Source organism: Streptomyces sp. NPDC029169 (assembly GCF_055563935.1).
In genome coordinates this window covers 488,299-512,970 of record NZ_JBVHXA010000001.1, presented here as the reverse complement: position 1 = coordinate 512,970, position 24,672 = coordinate 488,299, and the positions used below count along the sequence as shown (strand labels likewise).

At 70.5% G+C, this 24,672-nt stretch carries 25 protein-coding genes and 1 pseudogene; 13 read left to right on the top strand and 13 right to left on the bottom strand.

Going from position 1 to position 24,672, the window contains the following annotated elements; all coding sequences use genetic code 11:
* The first annotated feature begins 38 nt into the window (after positions 1 to 38).
* Positions 39 to 752, top strand: a complete 714-nt coding sequence (locus ACZ4VI_RS02125; protein WP_467995770.1) for a TetR/AcrR family transcriptional regulator — start codon at positions 39 to 41, stop codon at positions 750 to 752.
* Here the strand turns inward: ACZ4VI_RS02125 and ACZ4VI_RS02120 are convergent.
* The 4 genes from ACZ4VI_RS02120 to ACZ4VI_RS02105 are packed head-to-tail and all read right to left on the bottom strand — an operon-like array spanning position 686 to position 5,631.
* On the bottom strand, positions 686 to 1,426 hold the full coding sequence (locus ACZ4VI_RS02120) for an ATP-binding cassette domain-containing protein (RefSeq protein WP_467995768.1): 741 nt from the start codon (positions 1,424 to 1,426) through the stop codon (positions 686 to 688). The two genes, ACZ4VI_RS02125 and ACZ4VI_RS02120, sit on opposite strands and share 67 nt — an antisense overlap.
* On the bottom strand, positions 1,423 to 2,391 hold the full coding sequence (locus ACZ4VI_RS02115; RefSeq protein ID WP_467995767.1) for an ABC transporter ATP-binding protein: 969 nt from the start codon (positions 2,389 to 2,391) through the stop codon (positions 1,423 to 1,425). Before ACZ4VI_RS02115 ends, ACZ4VI_RS02120 begins: the two co-directional genes overlap by 4 nt.
* On the bottom strand, positions 2,369 to 4,123 hold the full coding sequence (locus ACZ4VI_RS02110; RefSeq protein ID WP_467995765.1) for an ABC transporter permease subunit: 1,755 nt from the start codon (positions 4,121 to 4,123) through the stop codon (positions 2,369 to 2,371). The genes ACZ4VI_RS02115 and ACZ4VI_RS02110 overlap by 23 nt, the downstream gene beginning before the upstream one ends.
* Positions 4,120 to 5,631, bottom strand: coding sequence for an ABC transporter substrate-binding protein (locus ACZ4VI_RS02105; RefSeq protein WP_467995763.1), 1,512 nt, complete (start codon positions 5,629 to 5,631; stop codon positions 4,120 to 4,122). Before ACZ4VI_RS02105 ends, ACZ4VI_RS02110 begins: the two co-directional genes overlap by 4 nt.
* A 186-nt stretch (positions 5,632 to 5,817) precedes the next feature.
* Here ACZ4VI_RS02105 and ACZ4VI_RS02100 point away from each other — a divergent pair, with 186 nt between their 5' ends.
* From ACZ4VI_RS02100 to ACZ4VI_RS02085, 4 genes are read left to right on the top strand one after another with little or no spacing between them, the layout of a single operon-like run.
* Positions 5,818 to 6,558: an amino acid ABC transporter ATP-binding protein gene (locus ACZ4VI_RS02100; protein ID WP_467995762.1), complete on the top strand. Its 741-nt coding sequence runs from the start codon at positions 5,818 to 5,820 to the stop codon at positions 6,556 to 6,558.
* A 43-nt stretch (positions 6,559 to 6,601) separates the two neighbouring features.
* Complete coding sequence (locus ACZ4VI_RS02095) at positions 6,602 to 7,447, top strand: glutamate ABC transporter substrate-binding protein (protein WP_467995760.1); 846 nt, start codon at positions 6,602 to 6,604, stop codon at positions 7,445 to 7,447.
* 10 nt (positions 7,448 to 7,457) lie between these two features.
* Positions 7,458 to 8,123, top strand: a complete 666-nt coding sequence (locus tag ACZ4VI_RS02090; RefSeq protein ID WP_467995758.1) for an amino acid ABC transporter permease — start codon at positions 7,458 to 7,460, stop codon at positions 8,121 to 8,123.
* Complete coding sequence (locus ACZ4VI_RS02085) at positions 8,120 to 9,034, top strand: amino acid ABC transporter permease (RefSeq protein WP_467995756.1); 915 nt, start codon at positions 8,120 to 8,122, stop codon at positions 9,032 to 9,034. The genes ACZ4VI_RS02090 and ACZ4VI_RS02085 overlap by 4 nt, the downstream gene beginning before the upstream one ends.
* A 325-nt stretch (positions 9,035 to 9,359) precedes the next feature.
* Here ACZ4VI_RS02085 and ACZ4VI_RS02080 read toward each other — a convergent pair whose 3' ends face one another.
* Both ACZ4VI_RS02080 and ACZ4VI_RS02075 read right to left on the bottom strand, forming a co-directional pair.
* On the bottom strand, positions 9,360 to 9,758 hold the full coding sequence (locus tag ACZ4VI_RS02080; RefSeq protein ID WP_467995754.1) for a YybH family protein: 399 nt from the start codon (positions 9,756 to 9,758) through the stop codon (positions 9,360 to 9,362).
* 80 nt (positions 9,759 to 9,838) lie between these two features.
* Positions 9,839 to 10,462 (bottom strand): NAD(P)-dependent oxidoreductase, encoded by a 624-nt coding sequence (locus ACZ4VI_RS02075; RefSeq protein ID WP_467995752.1) that lies wholly within the window; start codon positions 10,460 to 10,462, stop codon positions 9,839 to 9,841.
* Between the two features lie 104 nt (positions 10,463 to 10,566).
* On the opposite strand from ACZ4VI_RS02075, the gene ACZ4VI_RS02070 reads away from it, so the two are divergent.
* Positions 10,567 to 10,950, top strand: coding sequence for a winged helix-turn-helix transcriptional regulator (locus ACZ4VI_RS02070; RefSeq protein WP_467995750.1), 384 nt, complete (start codon positions 10,567 to 10,569; stop codon positions 10,948 to 10,950).
* A 119-nt stretch (positions 10,951 to 11,069) separates the two neighbouring features.
* On the opposite strand, the gene ACZ4VI_RS02065 is transcribed toward ACZ4VI_RS02070, so the two are convergent.
* A protein-coding gene (locus ACZ4VI_RS02065; protein ID WP_467996269.1) for an IS5 family transposase occupies positions 11,070 to 11,929 on the bottom strand; the annotation gives its coding sequence in 2 pieces (ribosomal slippage) (positions 11,070 to 11,578 and positions 11,578 to 11,929; 861 coding nt in all).
* Between the two features lie 83 nt (positions 11,930 to 12,012).
* The gene (gene tnpA / locus ACZ4VI_RS02060; RefSeq protein WP_467995748.1) at positions 12,013 to 12,429 is read right to left on the bottom strand and encodes an IS200/IS605 family transposase; all 417 of its coding nucleotides are present in this window, start codon (positions 12,427 to 12,429) and stop codon (positions 12,013 to 12,015) included.
* 26 nt (positions 12,430 to 12,455) lie between these two features.
* On the opposite strand from tnpA, the gene ACZ4VI_RS02055 reads away from it, so the two are divergent.
* Positions 12,456 to 13,616: an RNA-guided endonuclease InsQ/TnpB family protein gene (locus ACZ4VI_RS02055; RefSeq protein WP_467995746.1), complete on the top strand. Its 1,161-nt coding sequence runs from the start codon at positions 12,456 to 12,458 to the stop codon at positions 13,614 to 13,616.
* Positions 13,617 to 13,742: 126 nt separating this feature from the next.
* Here the strand turns inward: ACZ4VI_RS02055 and ACZ4VI_RS02050 are convergent.
* Positions 13,743 to 14,285: pseudogene (locus ACZ4VI_RS02050) on the bottom strand (alpha-amylase); the annotation flags it as partial.
* On the bottom strand, positions 14,279 to 14,545 hold the full coding sequence (locus ACZ4VI_RS02045; RefSeq protein ID WP_467996268.1) for a carbohydrate binding domain-containing protein: 267 nt from the start codon (positions 14,543 to 14,545) through the stop codon (positions 14,279 to 14,281). The gene ACZ4VI_RS02045 and the pseudogene ACZ4VI_RS02050, both read right to left, overlap by 7 nt.
* 167 nt (positions 14,546 to 14,712) lie before the next feature.
* Here ACZ4VI_RS02045 and nadE point away from each other — a divergent pair, with 167 nt between their 5' ends.
* The 4 genes from nadE to ACZ4VI_RS02025 all read left to right on the top strand — a co-directional run bounded on the left by nadE (position 14,713) and on the right by ACZ4VI_RS02025 (position 17,749).
* Complete coding sequence (nadE, locus tag ACZ4VI_RS02040) at positions 14,713 to 15,543, top strand: ammonia-dependent NAD(+) synthetase (protein WP_467995744.1); 831 nt, start codon at positions 14,713 to 14,715, stop codon at positions 15,541 to 15,543.
* A gap of 110 nt (positions 15,544 to 15,653) precedes the next feature.
* The gene (locus ACZ4VI_RS02035; RefSeq protein ID WP_467995742.1) at positions 15,654 to 16,040 is read left to right on the top strand and encodes a VOC family protein; all 387 of its coding nucleotides are present in this window, start codon (positions 15,654 to 15,656) and stop codon (positions 16,038 to 16,040) included.
* Between the two features lie 89 nt (positions 16,041 to 16,129).
* Positions 16,130 to 16,360, top strand: coding sequence for a DUF6381 family protein (locus ACZ4VI_RS02030; protein ID WP_467995740.1), 231 nt, complete (start codon positions 16,130 to 16,132; stop codon positions 16,358 to 16,360).
* 132 nt (positions 16,361 to 16,492) lie between these two features.
* Complete coding sequence (locus ACZ4VI_RS02025) at positions 16,493 to 17,749, top strand: cytochrome P450 (protein WP_467996266.1); 1,257 nt, start codon at positions 16,493 to 16,495, stop codon at positions 17,747 to 17,749.
* A 49-nt stretch (positions 17,750 to 17,798) separates the two neighbouring features.
* On the opposite strand, the gene ACZ4VI_RS02020 is transcribed toward ACZ4VI_RS02025, so the two are convergent.
* Together ACZ4VI_RS02020 and ACZ4VI_RS02015 are read right to left on the bottom strand one after the other, a co-directional pair.
* On the bottom strand, positions 17,799 to 18,971 hold the full coding sequence (locus ACZ4VI_RS02020; RefSeq protein WP_467995739.1) for a lipase family protein: 1,173 nt from the start codon (positions 18,969 to 18,971) through the stop codon (positions 17,799 to 17,801).
* Between the two features lie 133 nt (positions 18,972 to 19,104).
* The gene (locus ACZ4VI_RS02015; RefSeq protein ID WP_467995737.1) at positions 19,105 to 20,115 is read right to left on the bottom strand and encodes an AraC family transcriptional regulator; all 1,011 of its coding nucleotides are present in this window, start codon (positions 20,113 to 20,115) and stop codon (positions 19,105 to 19,107) included.
* 119 nt (positions 20,116 to 20,234) lie between these two features.
* Between ACZ4VI_RS02015 and ACZ4VI_RS02010 the strand changes: the two genes are divergently transcribed.
* Both ACZ4VI_RS02010 and ACZ4VI_RS02005 read left to right on the top strand, forming a co-directional pair.
* The gene (locus tag ACZ4VI_RS02010) at positions 20,235 to 21,974 is read left to right on the top strand and encodes an AMP-dependent synthetase/ligase (protein ID WP_467995735.1); all 1,740 of its coding nucleotides are present in this window, start codon (positions 20,235 to 20,237) and stop codon (positions 21,972 to 21,974) included.
* 127 nt (positions 21,975 to 22,101) lie between these two features.
* Positions 22,102 to 23,559, top strand: coding sequence for a cellulase family glycosylhydrolase (locus ACZ4VI_RS02005; protein ID WP_467995733.1), 1,458 nt, complete (start codon positions 22,102 to 22,104; stop codon positions 23,557 to 23,559).
* A 107-nt stretch (positions 23,560 to 23,666) separates the two neighbouring features.
* Here ACZ4VI_RS02005 and ACZ4VI_RS02000 read toward each other — a convergent pair whose 3' ends face one another.
* On the bottom strand, positions 23,667 to 24,470 hold the full coding sequence (locus ACZ4VI_RS02000) for an alpha/beta fold hydrolase (protein WP_467995731.1): 804 nt from the start codon (positions 24,468 to 24,470) through the stop codon (positions 23,667 to 23,669).
* Positions 24,471 to 24,672 lie beyond the last annotated feature (202 nt).

The following is a 24,672-nucleotide window of genomic DNA, read 5'->3' as shown; positions in this document are numbered from 1 at the left end:
GACTGGCCGTCGCCGGACAGACCGCCCCGAGGAGCCGCATGGCCGCCGCCGTTCCCCCGTCCACCCAGCCCGCAGAGCCCGCCAAGCGCACCCGGGACGCGGCCCGGACGCGGGCGGAGATCCTCGACGTGGCCACGGAGGAATTCGCCCGCCTGGGCTTCGCGGGCGCCCGGGTGGACGAGATCGCCGCCCGGATGCGGACGACGAAGCGAATGATCTACTACTACTTCGGCAACAAGGAGCGGCTCTTCACCGCCGTCCTCGAACGGGCCTACACCGTCATCCGCGAGGAGGAGCAGCAGCTCGACGTCGAGCACCTGGACCCGGTGTCGGCGATCCGCCGGCTGGCCGAGCTCACCTTCGACCACCACGAGGCGCACCCCGACTTCATCCGCCTGGTCAGCATCGAGAACATCCACGAGGCGGAGCACATCGCCTCCTCGCCGAGCCTCAGCTCACTGAGCTCGCCCGCGATCGACGTCATCGCCCGCATCCTGGAGGCGGGACGCGCCGAGGGCGTGTTCACCGCGCAGGTGGACGCCGTGGACCTGCACGCGATGATCAGCTCGTTCTGCTTCTTCCGGATCTCCAACCGGCACACCTTCCGTACGCTCTTCGGCCGCGACCTCACCGAGGCGCCGCTGCGCGAGCACTACCGGACGATGCTGGGCGACATGGTCATCGCCTATCTGACGTCGACGTCCTCGACGGACTCGACGGCCTCGACGGCCTCGACCCCCTCGACGGACTGACGGGGGACGATCCTCCCCTCCCGCATGGTGAGGACCCGGTCGGCGATGTGCCGGACCGCCGCCATGTCGTGCGAGATGAACAGGTAGCCGAGCCCGAGCCGGTCCTGGAGGTCCAGGAGAAGGTTGAGGATCCCCGCCCGCAGGGACGGGTCGAGGGCCGAGACCGGTTCGTCCAGGACGAGCAGCTCGGGCGAGCTCGCCAGGGCGCGGGCGATCCCCGCGCGTTGACACTGCCCGCCGGACAGCTCGTGCGGAAGCCGCTCGCCGAGCGCGGCGTCCAGGCCTACCAGGTCGAGGAGTTCGGCGACCCGTTCCGGCCCGGCGGGCCGTGACCAGCGACCCTGCACGCGCAGCGGTTCGGCGATCTGCGCGGCGATCCGCCGGCGCGGACTGAGCGAACCGTACGGATCCTGGAACACGGGCTGGAGACGCGGCCGGACCGCGCGCAGCCGCCGCTCGCTCAGCGCGGTCAGCTCCAGACCGTCGAACCGGACCTCACCGCTGTGCGGCCGCCGCAGCCGCAGGACGGCGGCCGCCGTCGACGACTTCCCGCAGCCGGACGGACCGACCAGACCCACGGTCTCACCCGCCCCCACGTGGAAGGAGACGCCGTCGACGGCGGTGGATCCGCCGTACCGTACGACCAGGTCGCGGACTTCGAGCAGGGGGCTCATACGGTCTCCAGGACGGCGTGGTGGCAGGCGACCTCGCGCCCGTCGAGGGGGCGAGGGTCGGGCCGTTCGGTGGTGCAGCGATCGGTGGCCCGCGCGCAGCGGGGAGCGAAGGCGCAGCCCGTCGGCAGCTCGCCGGGCGCCGGCGGCCGGCCGGGAAGGGCGGCCAGCCGGGTCCGGGGAACGGTGTCGGCGGTGGGCAGAGAGGCCAACAGGCCCGCGGTGTACGGCGCGAGCGGGTCGGCGAGGACCCGGTCCACCGGACCGTGTTCGGCGAGCACGCCGGCGTACATGACCGCCATGCGGTCGGCGTGAGCCCGTACGACGTCGAGGTCGTGGGTGACAAGGACGAGCGAGGCGCCCCGGGCCGCACATCGCTCGCGCAGCAGGCCCAGGACCTTCTCCTGCGCCTCCGGATCGAGCGCCGTGGTCGGTTCGTCGGCGACGACGAGAACGGGATCGTTCACCAACGCCATGGCGAGCACGGCGCGTTGGCGCATGCCACCCGAGAACTCATGCGGGTAGGCACGGGACGTGGCGGCCGGGATGCCGACCTGTTCCAGCGCCGACTCGGCCCGCCGCCGCGCCTCCTTCCTCGACAGTCCCTGAACGGACCTGAGAGCGAGGGCGAGTTGGTCACCGACCGGGTGGACGGGGGAGAGGGCGGAGAGCGCGTCCTGCGGGACGAGCGCGAGCCGACGGCCCCAGTCGGCCGGCGTGACCGGGGAACCCCCGAGCAGAACCTCGCCGGAGACCGCCGCCCCGCGTGGGACGATCCCGAGCAGGGCGCGGGCGGTCAGCGACTTCCCCGCGCCCGACTCGCCCACCAGGGCCAGGACTTCACCCGCGCGGGCCTCGAACGACACACCTCGGACCACGTCCACGCCGTCGAACCCGACGCGCAGCCCACGGACCGAGAGCAGAGTGTCGGACGGGTCGGACGTGTCAGACGTGTCGGACCGGGGCACGGGTCGCCTTCCTTCGCAGCGATACGGAACGGGTACGGGTACGGGTGCGGTCACGCCGCACCGTCGTCCCCGACAGGGTGACGGCGAGCGCGGCGAGCAGCGCCAGCGCGACCGCCGGCGCGAGGGCCGCCACCGGCGCCCGCTCCACGTAGTCGGCGGACTCGTCGAGCAGCAGCCCCCACTCCGGGGACGGCGGCTGGGCACCGAGCCCGAGGAAGCCGAGCGAGGCCAGGGCGAGCGCGATGCCGGGCAGCCTAAGGACAGCGTGCCGGGCGACCGGCGCCGCGACCGACGGCAGGACGTGCCGGCCGAGGATCCACAGCGGGCTCGCGCCCATCGCCCGCTGGGCCATGAGGAACCCGGAGGCCCGGATCTCCTGGGTGAGCGCCGCGGCGTGGGCCGCGAGCGGCGGCCAGGAGACCAGCGTGACGGCAAGCGTCGCCGCGCCGGTGCCAGGGCCCGTCGCGGCGGCGACCAGGATGCCCGCGACGACGGGCGGCACGGAGTTCGCGATGTCGGCGAGCCCCGCGGCCAGGTGGGGCAGGAAGCCGAGCGCCAGCGCCGCGAGGTACGCGAGCAGACAGACGACCGCGGCCGTGCCGACCGTCGACGCGGCACCGTGCCCGAGCCGGGCGAGCACGTCCCGGCCCAGGGCGTCGGTCCCGAGCGGGTGCGCCGCCGAGGGTGCCGTCAGCCGGGCGGCGGTGTCGATCGTGTACGGCTCCCGCAGCAGGCCCCAGCCGACCACGACGGCCAGGACGATGCCCAGCACGACCGGAACGGCGAGGGGGACCCGGACCGGACGGGCGGCGGGCAGCGTGAGGCCCGCGTCGCGCAGCGCGGGGCCGAGCAGCCTGCGCCGTACGGCGGCCGCGAGGGCACCCGTCAGGAGACCCAGTGCGAGCAGCGCCAGGACCGCACCCTGGAGCAGCGGCAGATCCTGCGACTTGGCCGCCCCCAGAGCCGTACGGCCGAGGCCCGGAATCGCGAAGACCGTCTCGACGGCGACCGCGCCGCCCGTCAGGCCGACCGCCACCATCCCGAACTGCGGGACCAGCGACGGGAGTACGCGACGCACGGCGGCCGCTGCGATCTGCCTCCGGCCGACGCCCGCACCGCGCCACAGCTCCACCCAGCGCTCGTCGAGCACGGCCGGCAGGGCATCGGCGACCAGCCGGCCGAGGAGAGCCCCCGCCGGAACGCCCAGCGCGAGCGCGGGCAGAACGAGGTGCTCCGGTCCGGCCCAGCCGGAGGTCGGGAACCAGCCGAGCCACACGCCGGCCACGATCAGCAGTCCGAGCGAGAGCAGGAACTCCGGGACGGCGGCGAGGACCGCGGCCAGGGCTCCCGTCGTACCCCGTCCGCGCACGAGCACGGGCGCGGCGAGCGCCCCGCCGACGAGCAGCGCCACCGCGAGGGCCGCGCCCATCAGGGCCGACGAGACCTGGAGCCCGGCCGTTACCGACGGCAGGACGTCCGTGCCGGAGACCCAGGAGACCCCCAGATCGCCGTGGAGCAGGCCGCTCGCCCACCGGGCGAGCAGACCCAGCGGACCCGCGTCCAGGCCGAGATCCGCGCGGATGGACGCCAGCGCCTCGGGCGTCGGCTCCTGTTCGGCGGACCTGGCCCTCAGCAGGCTGAGCGCGGGGTCCTTGCCGGACAGCCACGGCAGCAGCCCGGCCACCGTCAGGACGGCGACCAGTCCGGCCGCCCTCGCGAGCGCCGCTCTCACTTGACGAAGGTGTCGATCGTGACGAGCTCGCGCTCCCGTGGATCGTGCGCGGCGCCGCTCACGTGCGCCGCGTCGCCCTGGATGACGCGCTCGTGCAGCAGGGGCACGGCGGCGTCGGTGGCGAGCACCGCGGCCTCCGCCGCCATGACGGCCGCGCGCCGGGCGTCGCCCGTCGCGGTCTCCGAGGCGGTGGTCAGCGCCCGGTCGACGGCGGGGTCGGCGAGTTGGGAGATGTTGAAGGAGCCTTCGCCCGCGAAGTCGCTGTAGAGGTACGCGGCCGGGTCCCCGGAGTCGAGGACGGTGGCCCGGGACAGGATGAAGGCGTCGAACTTCCCGGCCAGCGCGTCCGCCTCGATGGTGGCGTACTCGCGCACGTCGAGGGTGACGGTGAAGCCGGCCGCCTGGAGCTGCTGCTGGAGCACCTGCGCGACCTCGGGCAGCTCGGCCCGGTCGGTGAAGGTGCCGATGGTGATCCGGGTCCCCTTCGGCGTACCGGCCGCCGTGTGCGCGACCGTCCCGCGCAGCTTCGCCGCCCAGGGCAGCGCGGGACCGAGCAGCCCGTGCGCGACGTCGGCCCTGCCCTCGTACACGCCCTTGACGATCTGTCCGGCGTCGATCGCCTCGCGGGCGGCGGCGCGCAGCGCGGGGTCCTCGAACGGGCCGGATTCGGTGTTGAGGTACAGCGTGTTGGTGCGCGGCATCGGCACTTCGGTGATCAGCTTCGGATCGAGCAGCGCGGCCTGCGAGACCGGCACGGCCTCGGCGATGTCGGCCTCGCCGCTGCGCAGGGCTGCGGCGCGCGCGGTCCCGTCCGGCACGAACTTCACGTCGATCCCGGACGCCTTGGCCGTGCCGCCCCAGTAGCCGTCGTAACGGTTCAGCGTGGCGGAGACGGTGCCGTTCACCTTCACCAGCTCGAAGGGGCCGGTGCCGGCGCCGACCGGGCTGACCGTCTTCCCCGAGTACGCCTTGGCGGCCAGGATCGACAGCTGCGGCGAGCTGAGGCGCTGCGGTACGAGGGGGTCGGCGGCGGCCGTGGTGACGGTGACCGTGCGCGGGCCGGTGGCGCGGACGGTGAGGTCGACGCCGTCGAGGATGCGGGGCTTGGGGGAGGCGCCGGCGGCGACGGTCAGGGACTTCACGACGGAGTCGGCCGTGAAGGGCGTCCTATCGTGGAAAGTGACGCCCTCGCGGAGCGTGAACGTCCAGGTCCGGCCGGTCTGCCGCCATGCGGTGGCCAGAGCGGGGACGGCGTTGCCGTCCCGGTCGAGCCGGACGAGCGTCTCGGCCGTGGACCAGCGTGACAGCTTGAAGGCGTCGTCCGACAGCGGGGAGAGCCCGGAGCGCGGGGGCTGCATCATCGCGACGCGCACGCGGGCGTCGCCGGGCCCCTTCGCCTCGGTGCCGTTGGCGGAGAAGCAGCCGGTGAGCAGGACGGAGGCGGCGCCGGCGGAAAGAACGGTCAGCAGGGCGCGGCGCTGGGTGCGGGAGTTTTCGGGCAGGCGCAAGGGAGGTGCCTCAACGGGAGGTGCGAGGAATGGTTGATGGATTGACCATATCAGTATGACAATCGTTTTCATTACGGCCCCTGCGCAGACCACCGCCCCCGACGGGCGCAGTCCGGCGTGCAGTAAATCCGCCGAGGGCGGAGCATGAACGTGAAGAGGTGGCCGCGGGCCGACCAGGAGGCTGCCATGCCCGACGAACTCGTCGTGCTGAAAGACGTCAACAAGCATTTCGGCGAACTCCACGTGCTCCAGTCCATCAACATGACCGTCGGCCGGGGCGAGGTCGTGGTCGTCATCGGACCCTCCGGCGGCGGGAAGTCAACCCTCTGCCGGGCCATCAACCGGCTGGAGACCATCGACTCCGGCGAGATCGTCATCGACGGCAAGCCCCTGCCCGCCGAGGGCCGGGAGCTCGCCGCACTCCGCGCCGACGTCGGCATGGTGTTCCAGTCGTTCAACCTGTTCGCGCACAAGACCGTGCTCGAGAACGTCACCCTCGGCCAGATCAAGGTCCGCAAGAAGGAGAAGAAGGCCGCCGAGAAGCGGGCCCGCGAGCTGCTCGAACGCGTCGGTGTCGCCAACCAGGCGGACAAGTACCCCGCCCAGCTCTCCGGCGGCCAGCAGCAGCGCGTCGCGATCGCCCGCGCGCTGGCCATGGAACCGAAGGTGATGCTCTTCGACGAGCCGACCTCCGCGCTCGACCCCGAGATGATCAACGAGGTCCTCGAGGTCATGCAGCAGCTCGCCCGTGACGGAATGACCATGGTCGTCGTCACCCACGAGATGGGCTTCGCCCATTCGGCCGCCAACCGCGTGGTGTTCATGGCGGACGGCAGGATCGTGGAGGAGACGACACCCGAGCAGTTCTTCAGCAATCCGAGCAGCGACCGCGCCAAGGACTTCCTCTCGAAGATCCTGCACCACTGAACCGAACGGCCGGTCGCGCCCAGCAGCCCCCAGGGATGATCACATGAACCCGCGCAAACTCACCAAGGCCGGCGTCGCCGCGGCAGCCGCGCTCGCCCTCTCCCTCTCCGTGGCCGGCTGCGGCGACGACGGCGGAGGCGGCGGAGCCGCCACCGCCGGCGACAAGATCACCGTCGGCATCAAGTTCGACCAGCCCGGCCTCGGGCTCAAGACCCCCGATGGCAACTACACCGGCTTCGATGTCGACGTGGCCACGTATATCGCCAAGCAGCTCGGCCGGGATCCCGGTGACATCGAGTGGAAGGAGGCCAAGAGCGCCGACCGGGAGACGATGCTCCAGCGCGGCGACGTCGACTTCATCGCGGCCTCCTACTCGATCACCGACAAGCGGGAGGAGAAGGTCGACTTCGCCGGTCCGTACCTCCTGGCCCACCAGGACGTACTGATCCGCGCGGACGACAACTCCATCACCAAGCCCGAGGACCTGAACAACAAGAAGCTCTGCTCGGTCACCGGCTCCACGTCCGCGCAGAACGTCAAGGACAAGATCGCCCCCAACGCACAGCTCCAGGAGTACGGCGGCTACTCCGAGTGCCTCACCGGCCTGGAGAACGGTGTGATCGACGCGCTGACCACCGACGACGCGATCCTCGCCGGATACGCCTCGCAGCCCGAGCACGAAGGCAAGTTCAAGCTCGGCGGCTTCAAGCTGAGCAACGAGAACTACGGAATCGGCGTCCAGGAGGGCAGTGAACTCAAGGCGCAGGTCAACGACGCCCTGAAGAAGATGGTCGCGGACGGTTCGTGGGACGCGGCCGTGAAGAAGAACTTCGGACCGGCCAACTACAAGAACGAGCCCGCGCCGGAGATCGGCGTCGTCGTCAAGTAAGTGGGTCGCCGTGTTCGACTTCCTCGAAGGCTACGACCTGCTGGGAGCGTTCTGGGTGACGGTGCAGCTCACCGTCTACTCCGCGATCGGCTCCCTGATCTGGGGGACGCTGCTGGCCGCCATGCGCGTCAGCCCCGTCCCCCTGATGCGGGGCTTCGGCACCGCCTACGTCAACATCGTCCGTAACATCCCCCTCACGGTCATCATCGTCTTCACCTCGCTCGGCCTGTTCCAGACCCTCGGCGTCGACCTCGGCGCCGAGGACTTCACCACCATCAACTTCCGGCTAGCCGTCCTCGGACTGATCGCCTACACCTCCGCCTTCGTCTGCGAGGCGCTGCGCTCCGGCATCAACACCGTCCCCCTCGGCCAGGTCGAGGCCGCCCGCGCCGTCGGGCTCAGCTTCCCCCAGATTCTGCGCCTGATCGTGCTGCCGCAGGCGTTCCGCTCGGTCGTCGGACCGCTGGCCAACGTCCTGATCGCGCTCACCAAGAACACCACCGTGGCCGCCGCCATCGGCGTCGCCGAAGCCGCCCTGCTGATGCGCGAGATGATCGAGAACGAGGCCCAGCTCATCCTCATCTCGCTGATCTTCGCGGTCGGCTTCATCTGCCTCACGCTCCCCATGGGGCTCTTCCTCGGCTGGGTGAGCAAGAAGGTGGCGGTGAAGCGATGAAGGAGAAGCTCGCCGTCCTCTACGACGTCCCCGGACCGCGCGCGAAACGGCGCGACATCCTCTACACCGTGCTGTTCCTGATCGCGCTCGGCCTGCTGATCTGGTGGGTCCTGGTGACCCTCGCCGATCAGGGCCAGCTCGAATGGGCCAAATGGGACCCGTTCTTCACGGACTCCCGCACCTGGTCGACGTTCCTCCTGCCCGCACTGAAGAACACCCTCATCGCCGCCGCGCTCGCCGTGGTCATCGCCCTGCCCGTGGGCGCAATCCTCGGTATCGGGCGCCTCTCCGACCACTGGTGGATCCGCGGCACGGCCGGCACGATCGTGGAGTTCTTCCGCGCCATCCCCGTGCTGATCCTGATGCTCTTCGCCAACGCCGCCTACTCCGAGTTCACCGACATCAGCCCGGAGAACCGCCCCCTCTACGCGGTCGTCACCGGACTCGTCCTCTACAACGCCTCGGTCCTCGCCGAGGTGGTCCGGGCCGGCATCCTCGCCCTGCCCAGAGGCCAGACCGACGCCGCCAAGGCGATCGGCATGCGCAAGGGCCAGACGATGACGAACGTCCTGCTGCCCCAGTCGGTCACCGCGATGCTCCCGGCGCTCGTCAGCCAGCTCGTCGTCATCGTCAAGGACACCGCGCTCGGCGGCGCGATGCTCGGCTTCTCCGAACTCCTCGCGTCCGTCCGCCCGATGAGCGCGAACTACGGCGCCAACACCATCGCCAGCTTCACCGTCGTCGCCGTCATCTTCGTCATCCTGAACTTCGCGCTCACCACCTTCGCAAGCTGGCTGGAGCGCAGGCTGCGGCGCGCCAAGAAGTCCACGGGCGCGGTGGTCGCCCCCGAGGCGGTGGAGGAACTCGCCCGCCCCGGCGAACACCTGGGTCCGGCCGAAGAGGAGAAGTGACGGGTCGCGACGGAAACGCTACCGGGACTAATCGCAGTGCATCGGGCTTTAGAGGGTGTCTCACGTGGTGAGTTGAGCCGAAGCGCGATAGTTGTCACATAGGCAGGTTTGTTGGCACCGGCCGGACTGCAAAGCATCGCCTCGTAGGCTTTGCGCAGTCCGCTGTAGCCGGTGCTGGTCGAACCCTGGAAGTACAGGGCCCCGATGGGCTCGTGCAGCGCGAGCACGCCGCCGGTGTCCCCGGCCTCGGCGCGCTCGAGCCACAGCCGGCCCAGGTCCTCGGGCTTGTGCGCCTTTCGCGACCGTGGTCGGTGACCGTCGGCTTCTATGCCTGCGCCGGGTTCTGGGAGTACATGTACTTGTGGATGCGCCACCCGTCCGGGGTGTGACGCAGCACGAACAGCTCGCGGAAGTAGGTCTTGGTGCGGGTGCCGTCGGCGACGGCGACCACAACGATGGGCTGCTCGGACCGGACGAGCGCGATCTCGTCGTAGACCTCGGCCGAGACCACCTGCAGGTCGCCTTCGAACCCGATGGCGGCGAAGGTGTCGGTGTAGAAGGAGTCGATCGCATCCGTGCCGCGCAGGCTGGGCGCGGCCTCGGGGATGATCTCGGATTCGTCGGCGTAGAGCCGCAGAATCGTGTCCTTGTCACCGGCCTGTAGTGCTTGGCCGTAGGCGTCGACCACGCCGACCGCGTCGGCGGTGCTGTCGTTGTTCGTCACGTGGTGCTCCTCTGATATTCGTTGGCAACCGACACAACACGTGCCGGTGACGTGCCAACTTTTCCGTTTGGGTGAACCGGTCAGTACGCGACGTGGGCGAGGCGGCGGATGAGCTCGCCCCGCTCCAACGCGTCGACGAGAGCGACGGCGTAGTCCTCGGTGCTGATGTGGCTGTTGCCCTCGCCGTCGCTGAGCAGTCGGTGATCGCCTACCCGGTACGCGCCCGTGCGCTCGCCGGGCGTGATCATCGCGGGCGGGGCGAGGTAGGTCCATTCCAGGTCGTCGGCGTTGTCCCGGACAAGCTCGAACAGTGCCACCTGGGCGCGAACCGGCGGCAGGGCGTCCTCGGGGAACCCGGGGGTGTCGACGACCCGTGCACCGGGGGAGACCTCCAGGATGCCCGCGCCGCCCACCACGGCCAGGCGACGCACCCCGGCCTTGCGTACGCCGTCCAGAACGCCCCGGCCCACCTCCAGCAGCGACTCGGTGGCCTCGCTGCCGCCCCGTGGCGGTGCCACCGCCAGGACCACCGCGTCGTGGCCGGCCGCCAGGCGCGCGACGGTGTCGGCGTCGCTCGCGTCCGCCGCGAGGGTGCCGTCCCTCCCGCTGCGCGTGACACCCGTCACCTCGTGGCCCCGCTCGCCCGCGTCGGCAGCGATCCGGCTGCCGATCATCCCGGTGGCTCCGAACAGCAAGATGCGCATCTCATGACCTCCTGTCGTCATCGCGTGTGCCGCGCACACGCCGTGAGCTAGAAGGTATCAATCGGGTACTGGTTACTTCAAAGATACTTAGATACCCTTTGGGTATGAAGAAGGAAGCTGCTGACGACTCCGAGATCTGCTGCCCGTCCCGGCTGGTACTCGACCGCATCGGTGACAAGTGGTCGGTGCTGATCGTGCTGAACCTGGGCAACGGCCCCATGCGGTTCAGTGAACTGCGGGGGGTGCTTCATCACGTGACGCCCAAGGTCCTCACCTACACACTGCGGGGGATGGAACGCGACGGCCTGCTCACCCGCACGGTCTTCGCCGAGGTCCCGCCCCGCGTGGAGTACGAACTGACCCCGCTGGGTCACTCCCTGCGGCCCGTCATGGAGCCGATCACCACCTGGGCCGAGGAGCACGTGGACGAGGTCCTGTCCATGCGCAAGGCCCACGACACCCGCTCCGAGGACGAGTTCGCGGGCTGATCACCGAGTAGCCCGACTGCGAGATACGGCCCGCCATGCACGCTGAATGAGCGTTTGTGGCAAGTCGCACCCCTCATTGGTGACAACCCAGGCTGCTTCGACTGCCCCCATTCACCAGCTCAGCCGGTCCCGCTGGTGACAACTCCTGAGCTTTGGCTCATGAGTTTCGCGAGCTTCTTGTAACAGGTCAGGGCGGCTGCGAGGCCGAGGAAGGCGAGGAAGTGCGAGCCCTTTCGCTCGCATCGGACGGTGAGGCGGCGGTCGCCGAAGAGCCAGGCGATCGACCTTTCGATCTTCCAGCGGTGTCGGCCTAGCCGTTCGCCCGACTCGATGCCCGGACGGGCGATGCGCGGGATGATTGCGCGTTCGCGCAGGCAGGTGAGGTGGTCGGCGGAGAAGTACGCCTTGTCGGCGCGGAGCTTGGCCGGTCGGCGCCGGCGTGGTCCGCGGCGGGAGCGGATGGCGGGTATGCCGCGGATCAGCGGTTTGAGGGCCTGGCTGTCGTGGGTGTTCGCGCCGGACACTGCGACGGCCAGGGGGATGCCCCGGGCCTCGGACAGGACGTGCAGTTTGCTGCCCTGCTTGCCGCGATCGACCGGGTTCGGCCCGGTCAGCGAACCCCCCTTTTCGCCCGCACCGGCGCGGCGTCGACGATCGCGGAGGTCCAGTCCAGCTCACCCCGGGCACCGAGCTCGTCCAGGACCGCCCGGTGCAGCCGCCGCCACAGCCCCGCCCTCGTCCACACGGTGAACCGGCGGTGCGCGGTGGCGGGCGAGACGCCGAACGTCTCCGGAAGATGCCGCCAGGCACACCCGCTGGTCAGGACGTACACCACCGCCGTGAACACAGCCCGCTCGTCGCGCGGAGCGGTCCCGCCACCCTGCGGACGGGACTTGAGCGGCGGCAGCAACGGCGCGGCCAGCTCCCACAGACCATCAGGAACCAGCCGCTGCGACAGATCAGCGCCCACGACCAGCATCATGCCGCACAGACATCACACCACGTGAGACACCCTCTTAGCCCGGTGGTGAAGCGATTCTCAGAACTGCTCTGACCCGCAGGTCACATCGGACGATTCTGCTGCTCGATGTACTGACGGACGATCGACAGCGGAGCCCCGCCGACCGATCCGGCGAAGTACGAGCCGGACCACAGCCGCTGCGCCCGCCAGTAGTGCCGGACGAGTTCCGGGTACTCGTGGCGGAGCCTGCGGGAGCTGACGCCCTTGAGCGAGTTGACCAGCTTGGACAGGGCAACCTTGGGCGGGAAGTTCACCAGGAGGTGGACGTGGTTGTTCTCACCGTTGAACTCCACCAGCTCGCACTCGAAGTCCTCGCACACGGCGCGCATGATCTCCTCCATGCGCTTGAGGTGGGTGTCGGTGAAGACCTTGTGCCGGTACTTTGTCACGAAAACCAAGTGGGCATGGAGGGCGAAAGCACAGTGCCTGCCTGTACGGATGTTCTGCATATCAGCCATAAACCAACTGTAGTACGGTGATCGGCATGAAGCTCAGGTATCAGTTCCGGCTGTACCCGAGCGCCCCGCAGCGGATCATGCTGGCGAGGGCGTTCGGGTGCGCCCGCGTCGTCTTCAATGACGCACTTAGTGCCCGTCAGGACGCCTACAAACAGGGCGCCAAGCGCCCGAGCGCTGCGGAACTCTCGAAGCGATTCGTCACCGACGCCAAGAAGACCGAAGACCGGCACTGGCTGGACGATGCGTCAGCCGTAGTGCTCCAGCAGTCCCTTCGGGACCTGGAGACCGCGTACTCCAACTTCTTCGCCTCCAAGAACGGCACCCGCAAGGGGCCGAAGATGGGGCCGCCGAAGTTCAAGAAGAAGACCAGCCGCCAGTCCATCCGCTTCACCGCCAACGCCCGCTTCTCGATCACCGAGGACGGCGCGCTGCGCCTGCCGAAGATCGGCGACGTGAAGGTCCGCTGGTCCCGGGAACTTCCCTCCGCCCCGTCGTCTGTGACCGTTGTCAAGGACGCGTCCGGCAGGTACTTCGCCTCGTTCGTGGTGGAGGCCGAAGGCAAGCCGCTGCCAGAACTGGACCTGGACGAGACAGAAACCGGGATCGACCTGGGCCTGTCCACCTACGCCGTCCTGCGGGGCCGGAAGATCACTTCCCCGAAGTTCTTCCGCCGCCAGGAGAAGAAATTCCGCCGCGCTCAGCGCAAGCTGTCCCGCGCTCAGAAGGGCTCCAACAACCGGCGCAAGGCCAAGCTCGCCGTATCGAAGATGCACGCCAAGATCGCGGACAAGCGCCGCGACTTCATCGAGCAGGAAACCACCCGCATCGTCCGCGACAGCCAAGCGGTCTATGTGGAGGACCTGAACGTGAAGGGCATGGGATCGAAGAAGGGCAAGCGGGCCAAGTCCGTCCACGACCAGAGCTTGGGCATGTTCGCCCGCACCCTGGAAGCCAAATGCGCACGGTACGGGCGCACCTTCGCCAAGGTGGACCGGTTCTTCCCGTCCACTCAGCTCTGCTCAGCGCCGGGCTGCGGATCCATCGAAGGACCCAAGGGACTGGAAGGACTCAAGATCCGGAAGTGGACATGCTCCTGCGGAGCAGTCCACGACCGGGACGAGAACGCCGAACGCAACATCCGCCGTGAAGGACGGCGCATCGTGGCCGAGGGACGCCCGGACACGTAAAACGCCTGTGGAGCCCGTGTAAGACCCGGCACGCCGGGCGGTGGGTGCTGAAGCAGGAACCACTACGCACGTGCTGGAAACAGCGGCGGCACGGTGGGAATCTCCCCCGTTCACGGGGGGAGAGCGTCAACTCAGGTACGGTCCCGCGGTTCCGATCCGGCCCGGCCCGGCCCGGCCCGGCCCGTTCAGTATGTACACCCGCAGATTGCCCTTCCCCGGCGCGGCGACGCTCAGCGTGCCGCCGGTGACGGTGTCGGTGTAGGTGCCGTTCGGGATGCCGGTGTACGTCGCGCCACCGGTGACCGTGACGAGGGCGAAGCTGTCCGCACCGCCGTAGGTGTAACGGCGCTTGTACGCCATCGACCCGCTGACGCCCTCGGTGGAGTACTGGCCCATCTGCAGGGCCGGGACGGCGCGGCGGATCTGGTTGAGCCGCTGGACGTGCCGGGCCAGCGGCTGGGCGAGGGTCTGGACGACGGCGCCGCTCGCCGACTCGACGGTCGAGAAGCCGGACGCCTTCACCTCCCCGGCGAGATGGTCGCCGAAGTAGGCACGGCCGGTGGTCGACAGCGGGCAGGTGGGCCCGCAGTCGATCTTCTTCCCCTTCTGGAACTCGATCTCGGAGCCGTAGTACAGGGTGGGGATGCCGCGGAAGGTCCACATCAGCGACCCGTGCAGGCCGCCTCCATCGCCACGCCGGGGACGGTGGTCCAGGCGCCGCCGTCGGGCGCGTAGTGCAGCCGTCGCGGCGTTCTCCGCGGCCGCGACGGGCGCCGCGGATTGGTGGCCGGTTCGGCCGGGGGAGCGGCGGAGAGCAGCCCGAGCAGGCAGGCGGCCGCCGCGGCCGCCGCCGGGGCGCGTCCGAACCGCCGAGGGGAGTGCGTCGCATGCGTCTCTTCTCCGGAGCAGGGCCGCGACGGGGAGGCCACGGCGGGTGCTGAAAGATCGGTCAGGAACTTGCAGCAAGCACTTGTGAGAGACAGGCCCGTTATTCGGGGCCTGGCCGCCCGCGTGAGGGCCTGTGCGCTGTCCGGGCGACGGTCCGCATAGAGTCGACCTGGCCTCCGTACCGCCGAACCACTCCGAGGAGCACTCCGTGACCGACGCGGCGTCCACCGCCCTGCAGCAGCAGATCGCCCGGGAGCTCGAGGTCTCCCCGACCTTCGATCCGCTCGTCGAGATCGAGCGGCGGGTGGCCTTCCTCACCGAGCGCCTCACCTCCACGGGGCTGCGCAGCCTGGTCCTCGGCATCAGCGGCGGCGTGGACTCCACGACCGCGGGTCGGCTCTGCCAGCTCGCCGTGGAGCGGGCCCGGGCTGCCGGCCACGACGCCACCTTCTACGCCATGCGGCTGCCCTACGGCGTCCAGGCCGACGAGAAGGACGCCCAGCTCGCCCTCGGCTTCATCGCCGCCGACCGGGTCCTGACCGTGGACGTCAAGCCGTCGAGCGACGCCGCCCTCGACGCCTGCCTGGCCGGCGGGGTCACCTTCCGGGACGCCCACCACCAGGACTTCGTCCAGGGCAACATCAAGGCCCGGCAGCGCATGATCGCGCAGTACGCCGTCGCGGGCGCCCACGACGGCCTCGTGGTCGGCACCGACCACGCGGCGGAGGCGGTCTCCGGCTTCTTCACCAAGTACGGCGACGGCGCGGCCGACGTCGTCCCGCTGACCGGCCTGACCAAGCGTCGCGTCCGGGCCTGCGCCGAGGCCCTCGGCGCCCCTGTCGAGCTGGTGTGGAAGACCCCGACGGCCGACCTGGAGACCCTCGACCCGGGCAAGCCGGACGAGGACGCGCTCGGGGTCACGTACGACGACATCGACGACTTCCTGGAGGGCAAGCCGGTCGCGGAGGCCGCCTTCGCCTCGATCGTCCGCCGCTACGAGCTCACCGACCACAAGCGCCGGCTGCCGATCGCTCCCTGAGGGTGACCGGCGGCGACCATCCGGACGCGAGCCCGCGTGGCGGGCTTCCGGATGGTGGTCCGCTGGGTGTGCCCTCGGAGATCCCGAACGGCACACGCGAAGGAGACGGCATGTTCGGACAGTCGAAGGCGTTCAGCGGCTTCTCGGTCGACGACCTCGGCAAGGCCCGCCAGTTCTACGGCGACACCCTCGGCCTCCAGGTGGAGGAGACCGGAGAGGGGGACATGCGGATGCTCACCATCAAGCTGGGGAGCGGCGCGAATGTCTTCGTCTACCCCAAGGAGAACCACACGCCCGCGTCCTTCACCATCCTGAACTTCCCCGTGGACGACATCGAGGTGGCCGTCGACGAGCTCGCCAAGCGGGGCGTGTCCCTGGAGCGCTACCCGGAGTTCGAGCACGACGCCAAGGGCATCGTGCAGGCCCCCGAGGGCCCGGCGATCGCCTGGTTCACCGACCCTGCGGGCAACGTCCTGTCCGTCCTCCAGGAGCACTGAGCCGTACGGCGACGGCCCCGGCCCCCGCGCGAGGGGGGCCGGGTTTCGCCCCTCGTCGGGCGGGCAGCCGCAGGCCGAGGAGGTACGTCATGACCGGGCACGACGACAGCGGAGAGCACCGGCGGGAGGGCGTGGCCGCGCACGCCCACGCCCAGTACGAGCGCGACAAGGCGGAGCACCTCCTCCAGCGGGCGCAGCGGAGCACCGACCCCGAGGAGGCCGCCCGGCTGCGCGAACAGGGCGAGCGGCTCAAGGAACGCAGTGAGCAGGCCCTGGACCAGGAGCACGACCCCTGGCCCGACGAACTCCACGAGCGGTGACCCGGCCAGGGGCGTGGGGATGGGCGTCGTCGCTGTGACCACGGTGGCGGGCCGGGCCGGTGCATCAGGGTGAAAGGTCCGTCGCCCAGGTGTGTTCCGCCGCGATCCGGGCACCCGGCGGACATGCCCCTCATGACGCCCGACAGCACAGCCGCCCTGCTTCTCAAGGGCTACGCCTGGCTCCCCGACCTACGCCGCCGCGCCGACGGAGCCCTCGTCCGGACCCGGCTCTTCGGGCGGCCGGCGGTCGTCGTGCACGGGCCGAGCAGCGTCGCCTTCTTCTACGACCCCCGGAACGTGCGCCGCCACGGAGCCCTGCCCGGACCCGTCCTCGACACCCTCTTCGGCCGCGGCGCCGTGCACACCCTGGACGGCGAACGGCACCGCGTGCGCAAAGCGATGCTCCTGGCCGAACTCACCGAACCCGCCGGAGTCGGCGAACTCGTCGACCGCGTCACGGCCGAGTGGCAGCGCGCCTTCGCCCCGCCCCACGACCGCGAGGTGGTGCTCTTCGACGAGGCCGCGCTCATCCTGGCCCGCGCGGTCTGCGCCTGGACCGGTCTCGCGCTGACGGAACGCCAGACGGTACGCATGGCCCGGGACTGCGTCGCCATGGTCGACGGCTTCGCGACCCCCGGCCCCCGCCACCTGCGGGCCCGGCGCGCCCGCACCCGGCAGGAGGAGCTGCTCGCCCGGCTGGTCGAGGAGGCCCGCGGCGGAGCCGCCCACGCACCCGGCACGCCGTTCGACGCGATCGTGCGCCACCGGGACGCCGACGGCTCGCGGCTTGACACGCACACGGCTGCCGTGGAGCTGCTCAACATCGTGCGGCCCACCGTCGCCATCGCCTGGTACCTCGTCTTCGCCGCCCACGCCATGGACCGCTGGCCCGGGCACCGCCGGCTGCTGCGCGAGGACGCCGGCACGCTCGCGGAGCCGTATCCCGAGACGAACGCGGGCGGTTACGCCGAGCCGTTCGCCCACGAGGTCCGCCGGTTCTACCCGTTCGTCCCGTTCATCGGCGGCCTCGCCGCCGACGACCTGCGCTTCGACGGCCAGGACATCCGGGCCGGCACGCTCCTCCTGCTCGACGTCTACGGCCAGAACCACGACCCCGAGCTGTGGCACGACCCCTACCGCTTCGACCCGGAGCGGTTCCTGCGCCGCGCGCCGCTGCCCGACGAGCTGATCCCGCAGGGCGGCGGACACGCCAAGAGCGGCCACCGCTGCCCGGGTGAGGACATCACCGTCGCCGTCCTGGCCGCGCTGGCCGGGGAACTGGCCCGCCTGGAGTACACCGTCCCCGAGCAGGACCTGAAGATCCCCCTCCACCGCATCCCGACCCGCCCCCGCAGCGGCTTCCGCTTCGTCCCGCACCCGACCCTCTGAGACCGGCTGCCCCTCTGAGACCGCCGCCCCCCCCGCAGAACTCACTGATCTAGCAGTTGTCGTCGGCCTGGCGGCCCGCGAACCGGTCGGCGAGCCAGTTGCCCGCCTCGACGGCCTCAGTGATCACGCCGCTGACGTGCTCACCGACCCAGATGGTCTCCCAGTGCACGTTCGCGCCCTTCGCGCACCAGTCGGAGCGCAGCTGCCGACCCACCGCGTACGGGATCAGCTCGTCGCCCAGCGCGTGGTACTGGTACACGGGCGCCGCGGGCGCGGTGCGGCCCAGCTTCGACTGGTTCAGGCGGGCCTGCCAGTCCGGCTGGTAGAGGGGGTTGGAGGTGGTCAGGTCGGAGATCTTCTTGAAGGACCCGACCGTGGCGTCGATCGCCACGCAGTTCTTCTTGAAGAAGTCGACGAGGACCTTGCCCGCCGGGTTGAGGTAGGAGTCGAGGTCCAGCTCGGGGAAGGCCGCGTCCTGTCCGGCCGCCGCCATGAAGATCAGGCCGGAGCCGAAGCTTCCGTTGTTGGAGTCCGCGACCTTGAGCAGGTCGGCCGGGACGCCGCCGGTCGCCGTGCCCTTCACCTTGAGTTCGGGCGCGTACGAGCCGTGCAGCTCGGCGGCCCAGCCGGCGGCCTGCCCGCCCTGCGAGTAGCCCATGATGCCGACCGGCCCGTCCTTCGACAGGCCCGCCTCGGGCAGGCGCTGCGCGGCGCGGGCGGCGTCGAGCATGGCGTGTCCGGCCGAGGGGCCGACCGTGTACGTGTGGTCGCCCGGAGTGCCGAGACCCTCGTAGTCCGTGACGGCCACGGCCCAGCCGCGCAGGGTGAGCTGCTGGATGAGGTTGGCCTCCATGGCCGTGCCGTACGGGAAGTTGTTGCTGGGCGCGCAGGAGTCGCCCATGCCGACGGTGCCGACGGCGTACGTGATGAGGGGGCGGGGGCCCGTACGGCCGTCCTGCGGGACGATCACGGTGCCGGAGACGGTGTTCGGGGTCCCGTCCGCGGCCGTGGACCGGTAGTGGATCTTCCAGGCGTTGGTGTTGGTCCACTGTCCGGGCAGCGGGTGGAAGGCGGACGGCGCGACGCTCACCAGGTCACCGGGGCTGGTGGCGGCTTCGGCGTCGGCGGTGGACGCGGTCGCGGTCGCTGTGGCGGTGGCGGGGATGACGACCGACAGGGCCAGTGCGGCGACGGCGGCCAGGGCGGTGCTGTGGATACGCATGGGCGGCTCTCCCAAGGGTCCCGTGTGGGGGTAGGTGAGGGAAAGGTAGTGACCGACCGGTAGGGATGGCGCTGACCGCGCAGCTCACCTTTCCTGGCCGGATGTCGCAGCGGTGGCGGCGGGGCCGGTGGGGTCAGCCGTCGGAGGCGATGCGGTACGCGCCCGGGGTCGTCCCTGTCCACCGCCGGAAGGCCCGGTGGAACGCGGTGTCCTCCGAGAAGCCCAGCCGGGCCGCCAGTTCCGCGATCGGCTCCCCGCCCTCGGCCAGCCCCGCGATCGCCGCGTCCCGCCGCACGTGGTCCTTGAGCCGCTGGAACGAGGTCCCCTCCTGCTGGAGGCGCCGGCGCAGGGTCGCCGGGCTGACCGCGAGCCGCCCCGCCACCTCCCCGAGCGCCGGCAGCCGTGGCGAGTGGCGCAGCTCCTGCGCGAGGGCCCGGCGTACCTGCTCGGCGACCGTGGTCCCGTACTCCGGCCTGCTGAGCAGGTCGAAGGGCGCGCGCCGCAGCAGCTCGTCGAGCGCGGCCTCGTCCCGGACGAGCGGGGCGGTCAGCCAGTGCGCGGCGAAGCCGGCCCCCGTGCGCGGCTCGCCGAAGCGGACCGGGCAGTCGAAGAGCACCTCGTACTCGTCCTTGTGGGGCGGCGGCGGATAGGCGAAGGCCGCGTAGGAAAGGGGGATGCGTCGGCCGATCAGCCAGCTGCACAGGCGGTGCCAGATGACCAGCAGACACTCCGTCAGGAAGCGCTCCTCGTCCCCCGCGAGATCGCTGCGCACGGTGAACCGCGCCTCGCCGCCGCCGACTTCGAGCGCCAGGTCCGGCCCGCCCGGGAAGAGGCCGTAGAAGGCAGCCCCGCGCTGGACGGCCGAGCCGAGGTCCCGGCAGCCGAGGGTGGCGTAACACATCATCGCGAAGGTGCCGGGGCGGCTGGGGGCACCGCTCAGGCCCAGGAACTCGTCCTGGGTCTCCCGGTAGAGCGCGCGGAAGAGCCGCGCGAACTGCGTGGCGGTGACGCGGGCACGGTCGTCGCCGAGCAGCAACGGCGGGATCTGCGCGGCCTGCAGCAGCGGCACGGTGTCGAGACCGGCGCGTCGCGCGCCCGCCAGCACGGCCCGCACGTGGTGCACGGTGATCGTCCGCCTTCCCATGCGGACGACGGTAGTTGGTCTGAGCGCTGAGGTCAGCGGGCGTGACGATTCCGGTCATGCCCTGCCACGGGTGCACTGCCTAGCGTCGGTCGTACCACCGGCTGTGGGGAGGGCACACGATGACGGAGCGCGCTGAGAGGGCTGAGCGGCCAGGGACGTTGGCGGTCTTCACGGAGTGGACCGGCGAGCGGTACGGCGCGGAGACCGCGCTGCGGTTCCGGCGCGACGGGCAGTGGCGGACGGTCTCGTACGCCGGGCTGCGTGACGCCGTGCGCGAGACCGGGTGCCGACTACTCGGCCTCGGCGTGGGCGCGGGGGAGCGGGTGGCGGTGCTGGCCGAGACGCGCCCGGAGTGGACGTACACGCACTTCGGGGTGCTGGCGGCGGGCGCGGTCCTGGTGCCGGTGTACCCGACGGCGGGGGAGGAGGAACTGGCCTGGGTACTGGGCGACTCCGGGGCCGTGGTGGTGGTGTGCGAGGACCCGGCGCAGGCGGAGCGGGTGGAGTCGCTGCGGGGGAAGCTGCCACGGGTGCGGGACGTGGTGCTGATGGGGGAGGCGGGGGCGGCCGCCGGGGGCCTTGCGGAACTGCTGGCGCGGGCCGCCGCCGTCGGGCCCTGCGACGACGCCTCGATCGTCTACACCTCCGGGACCACCGGACCGCCGAAGGGGTGCCGGCTCACGCACGGGAACCTGGGCGCGATCCAGGACGCGACGCTCCCGCTGATCAAGGGAGGGCCGGGGGATTCGACGTACCTCTACCTGCCGCTGGCCCATCTGCTCGCCCAGCTGATCCAGTTCACCACCCTCCTGGAGGGCGGGGAGCTGTGCTACTTCGGCGGCCGGATCGAGGACGTGGTCGGCGAGCTGGCGGAGGCCCGGCCCACCCATCTGCCGTCCGTACCCAGGCTGTTCGAGAAGGTGCACTCGGTGGTCCTCTCGCTCGCGGAATCCCAGGAGGGCGGCCGCGAACGCTTCGAGGAGGCGGTACGGCTGGGAGTGCTGGCCGCGGAGGGCCGCCTCCCGGAGTCGGCGCGGGAGGCCTGGCAGGCGGCGGAGGAGTCCCTCTACTCCCTGGTCCGGGCGGCCTTCGGGGGCCGGCTGCGCTGGGCACTGACGGGCGGCGCGCCCATCGCCCCGGCCACCCTGGACTTCCTGCGGGCCTGCGGGATATCGGTCTTCGAGGGGTACGGGATGACCGAGTCGGGCGGGGTGATCAGCCTGAACCACCCGGGCGCGGTGCGGTACGGGACGGTGGGGCGCCCGATCGCCGGGTGCGAGGTGCGGATCGCCGCGGACGGCGAGGTGCTGGCGCGGGGCGCGAACGTCTTCCCGGGCTACCACGCGAACGCCTCCGCCACGGCGGAGGCGCTGGACGGGGAGGGGTGGCTGCACACGGGCGACCTGGGGGAGGTGGACGGTGACGGCTTTCTGCGGATCACCGGCCGGAAGAAGGAGCTGATCATCACCTCGGCGGGCAAGAACCTCACCCCGTCGGAGACGGAGTTCGCGATCCAGCACTCCCGCTACGTCTCGCGAGCGGTGATGATCGGCGACCGCCGCCCGTATCCGGTCGCGCTGATCACCCTGGACGCGGAGGAGGTCCGGGGGTGGGCGGACCGGGAAGGCGTGGACCTGGGTCCCTCGCCGTCCACGAACCCGGGGGTACGGGCCCTGATCGAGGAGGCGGTGCGGACCGCGAACGCGAGCGTCTCCCGCCCGGCGCGCGTCCGAGCCTTCGAGGTCCTGGCCGAGGACTTCACGGTGGAGGCGGGCACGCTGACCCCCACCCTGAAGCTGCGCCGCCAGGCGATCGCGCAGCGGTACGAGAGGGAGATCGAAGCGCTGTACGGGGAGTGAGCGCGAGCGCCGCCGAGGGCATGACAGCGGCCGCGCTGTTTGTCATGACCCTTGCGAGCCACTCGGCCGTGCTGCTATCCATTCGTTAGGAAACTTTCCTTCCGATTCATCGTTCCGGGAGACCCCCATGACATCGGCACGATCGGCACATCTCCGGCTGCGTTCACTAGGTGCGCTCGGCACCGCGGTGGCCGCCCTCGTCCTCCTCGGCCTCGCCGCCGCACCACCCGCGGCGGTCGCGGCCCCCGTCACTCACGAGGCGGAGACCGCCACCGTCTCCCAGGGCCTGGTCGAGTCCAACCACACCGGCTTCACCGGCACCGGATTCGTCAACTACAACAACGTCAACGGCAGTTACGTCCAGTGGAACGTCAACGCCGCCACGGCGGGCACGGCGACCCTGACCCTGCGCTACGCCAACGGCACGACCACCAACCGCCCCATGGACATCGCCGTCAACGGGGTCGTCGCCACCGCGGGCAAGGCCTTCCCCGGCACCGGCGCGTGGGCCACCTGGGCCACCACCACCCTCACCGTGAACCTCAGGGCCGGGGCCAACACCCTCCGTGCCACCGCCACCACCGCCAACGGCGGCCCCAACGTCGACCACCTCACGGTCGACACCGCCACCACGCCCGTCGGCGACACCCCGGCCGCGATCAACGGACAGCTCAAGGTCTGCGGCACCAAGCTCTGCAACCAGTACGGCAAGCCCGTCCAGCTGCGCGGCATGTCCAGCCACGGCACCCAGTGGTACAGCCAGTGTCTGACCGGCGGCTCGCTCGACGCCCTCGCCAAGGACTGGAACGCCGACGTCCTGCGCGTCTCCACCTACGTCCAGGAGGACGGGTACGAGACCGACCCGCGCAAGTACACCGACCTGGCCCACTCCCTGATCGACCAGGCCACCGCACGCGGGATGTACGTGATCGTCGACTGGCACATGCTCGACCCGGGCGACCCGCACTACAACCTCGACCGCGCCAAGACCTTCTTCACCGAGATCGCCCAGCGCCACGGCGCCAAGACCAACCTGCTGTACGAGATCGCCAACGAGCCCAGCGGGGTCGCCTGGTCCCGCATCAAGAGCTATGCGGAGCAGCTGATCCCCGTCATCCGCGCCAAGGACGCCGAGACGCCGATCCTCGTCGGCACCCGCGCGTGGTCCTCGCTCGGCGTGTCCGAGGGCGCCGACGAGTCCGAGATCGTGGCCAGCCCGGTGAACGCCTCCAACATCATGTACACCTTCCACTTCTACGCGTACTCGCACCGAGACGAGTACCTGAACACGCTCTCCCGCGCCGCCGACAAACTGCCCGTCTTCGTCACCGAGTTCGGCACCCAGAACTACGCCGGTGAGGGCGCCGACGACTTCGCGATGACCCAGCGCTTCCTGGACGTCATGGCCGCCAAGAAGATCAGCTGGGTCAACTGGAACTTCTCCGACGACCACCGCAGCGGCGCCGTCTTCACCGTCGGCACCTGCGCCGACAACGGGCCGTGGGCCGGGACGAGCTCGCTCAAGCCCGCCGGTGTCTGGATCCGCGACCGCATCCGGACGGCCGACGACTTCCCGACCTCCTGACGCGGGGATCTTCAGCAGGATCTAGCCTCGTCGTGGGGAAAGATGCACTCCTCAGGTGAAGAAGATCGGCGGCGCTGGCACCGTTGCCCAAGGGGAGGACTCAGCGGTCAGGCCGTCGACGCCATGAACGAAGTGATCGCATCGGCGAACATCTCGGGGGCGGTATCCATGGCGGTGTGCCCCTGACCCGGGAGCACGGCAATCTGGCCGTGTCGGAGGATCGAGCACAGCTCCCCCGCCTGCGGCCCCAGGCGTTCCTCGTTCTGCTCGCCGATCAGGAACAGCACCGGAGCCGCGATCGAGCGGAATTCGGCCTCGGACAGCCTGACCGATGCTCCGGCGTGGAGCTCCCGCGGGAGCGTGTGCGCGGCGGCCAGCCGTCCCGCCCACTCCGGCTGCCCGCGCATCCACTCGACCTGCTCCGGGCTAAGGCCGGCGACCTCCCTCATGAGCAACGCGACGGCACCGTCCTGATCGCCCGCGTCGACCAGGGCCTGGATCTTGTCTGGCGCGTCTCGGAAGTCGGCCCAGCTCGGTACGCCCTCGACGACTGGCCAGCCTTCGTAACAGATGATGCGCGTGATCGCCTCCGTGCGCATCGCCGCGCCGAGGGCGACAGGTCCGCCGTACGAATGGCCGAGCACTGTCACGCCGCCGCCGACCACATCCGCAACCGCTGCGACGTCGTCGTATTCACGCTCGATCGAATAGCTCTCAGCATCCGAGCTGAGTCCGCGACCACGGCGATCCACAAGATGCAGCGCGAACCGGTCGGACATTCTTGCTGCGAGTGCTTTCCACCGCGTGTGGTCGGCTGCTGACCCGTGGACGAGGACGATCGGTTCGCCGCGCCCGGCTGTGGTCCATCCAATCCGGGTGCTGTCGCGTGAAGTTGCATACGTGGCGTCCATCGCCTTCCCTTCTCGCACCCGCCAAAGGCGCCGAAGCAGCGTTGAATACACGACACTGGGATCTCCTCCTTGTCGCAAACCAGACGCTGCCAGTCGGGTGATCACCACGCAGTGCCAACGCAGAGCTTTAGCCTCGCGCTTCATGAAGCGGCCTGTCCGGCAAGTGATCACAGAAGAGAAAAGTGCCTCTGACCAGCGAGAA